Annotated in this window: 3 protein-coding genes; all 3 read right to left on the bottom strand. The window is 28.5% G+C overall.

Annotation, left to right across the window (positions count from 1 at the left end; all coding sequences use genetic code 11):
• Positions 1–190: 190 nt before the first annotated feature.
• Positions 191–883: an endonuclease/exonuclease/phosphatase family protein gene (locus tag ACM44_RS14695; RefSeq protein ID WP_048500818.1), complete on the bottom strand. Its 693-nt coding sequence runs from the start codon at positions 881–883 to the stop codon at positions 191–193.
• Positions 884–1031: 148 nt separating this feature from the next.
• Positions 1032–1430 carry a hypothetical protein gene (locus ACM44_RS14700; protein ID WP_053215485.1) on the bottom strand — a complete coding sequence of 133 codons (399 nt, stop codon included), beginning with the start codon at positions 1428–1430 and terminating at the stop codon, positions 1032–1034.
• A 12-nt stretch (positions 1431–1442) separates the two neighbouring features.
• Positions 1443–1868, bottom strand: coding sequence for a lipocalin-like domain-containing protein (locus ACM44_RS14705; RefSeq protein WP_083993754.1), 426 nt, complete (start codon positions 1866–1868; stop codon positions 1443–1445).
• Positions 1869–2151 lie beyond the last annotated feature (283 nt).

Below are 2151 nucleotides of genomic sequence, written 5' to 3' on the forward strand. Positions count from 1 at the left end.
TGGAAAAACTTCTTTCCCACGACTCCCATATCCTTCATTTAAGCCCACGCCAAATTCCGGAAACTTTCACCAGCAAAAATAAAAACCTCCTTTAAATCGCTTAAAAAGAGGTGGTTTTGGTTGAGTTTTGAAAACTATTATTGGAAAATTAGGGTTGTGCAACAGCTACCAATGTTAGCTGTAGTGTGAGTTACTCAATATTTATAAAAATTCCGTGATGGTCATCTTTTTTACTTTTCTTAGGAATAAAAATTTCGCTTTCTTTTATTTTGCTTTGAAATGATTTTGGAATAATTATATGGTCAATATTTTCTTTTATATTCATTGTTGCATTTACAAGATTCAGATTTTCAAAAAGTTTTATCAAAAATTCAGTTGTATTATGATTAATTTTAAATTTCTTTTTATCAGCTTCTAAAAATGCTGTATTTAAATCTCCAACAATTATTAAATTTTGATTTTGTTCGTGAATTTTTATACAATCTGAAATGCAGTTTTTTAATTCAATTTCGGCAAAAGGCTTCCGATTGTAAAGTGTACCTATTATTGTTCCGTAAACAACCAATTTTCCATATTCAGTTTCAAATTCACAAGCGATACTTGTCTTTTTGTCCTGAACAAAATACTTTTTTAAAGCTGGATATTTTGAATAAATTATTGTTCGATGTCCTTTTTTACCATTTAAAATTTCAGAATAATTCTGAGTTTCATATTCATAATTTTGCGGAAGTTCATCAGTGAAATATTTGTATTTATAATTTTTTAAATTAACATCAATTGCCTCAGTCAGAATTAAGAAATCAAAGTCAGTTTCATTTAAAATATTTTCTATTTCAATTTTTCTTTTATTCAACCAATCAATGTTATAAGTCGCAATTTTCATCACATTACAGCTAACGGCTGGGTATTTCTGTTGGCGGGGATTATTATAACTGGTCTTTGTAAATATAACAAAAAGAACAATTACCAAAAGTCTTTATGATGTAAACTTCAACCCCGCTAATAGAAATACCAGGTTATCTGCTGTCTCTTTAGAAGCAAGGAGTTTCTCTATAATTTTCATCTACCAAACTTGTGTCGTGGTTAACTGTGAATTTAAATATTTTACCGTCTTTCCTAGTATATTCTACATAATCCCAATTACCTGAGTGTGTTATTTTATATTTACCAGTTATCTGTCCGTTATATTTTTCTTGGTAAACTTCATTTATTGTTGGGTAAGCAGTTCCTTTGTTATAAATTTCTTTTTCAAAAACTAATGGGATGGCCGATTTTTGACCATAATATTTTACGGAAATCGCTTTATCATTAACAAATTTAATACTGATTTTAAGTTTCTTATTCGCATCAGAATCAAAACACTTATAGATTGTTTGTGCGTAGAAAAAAGAACTGGAAAATAATAAGATTGTTATAATATATTGTCGCATTTTTTAATATTTTTATTTCGTAAAAGAATATTTAGTGATGTCGCTCCCTTCTATGTTAGTCAAAACCATTTCCTTGTCGGTAAGATTTGACACCGTGTAAATCATTTCGTCTCCATAGGAATTTTTTGCTGTTATCATTTGGGAATTTTCGTCAATTGTATAAGTATGACTATCGGTATCTGTAACACAATTTCCGTTTACATTTGATTTATAGTTTTCATAAAGTTTTTTGTCAGAATTGAAAACGAAATTTCCGTGATTTGTGCAAGGATTTTGAGCAGGAATAATTGCTCCATTACTCTCTTTTTTTGAAATAGTCCAAGTTCCGATGATTTTTTGACTTAAAGTTACCTGTTGAGTTGTGTCGTCTTCACGGTCTTCTCCGCAAGAAAACATAGTTAAGGACGAGATTAATCCAAAAAATAATAATTTCTTCATAGTTTAAGTATTTAATTTGTTGATTTCAATTTTGCGTGCGATTTTTTATGAGATAGCAGATAACACTCAAATATACGAAAGTTATTTATATGCACAAGTAATTCATATTATTTTATTAAAACACTGTAAATCAACATTTTTTGTGTATATTTGATTTCGTGTTTTATATAGATACTCAAAAAGATATAACAGTTTATATGTTTAATCTATATAAAATGCGAACCCTAAAAATGCAAAACAATGAATTTTAATTTATATCAATATAGTTTCGGAGCACATCGTG

Origin of the sequence: Chryseobacterium koreense CCUG 49689 (assembly GCF_001045435.1) — a bacterium.
GTDB classification, from domain to species: domain Bacteria; phylum Bacteroidota; class Bacteroidia; order Flavobacteriales; family Weeksellaceae; genus Kaistella; species Kaistella koreensis.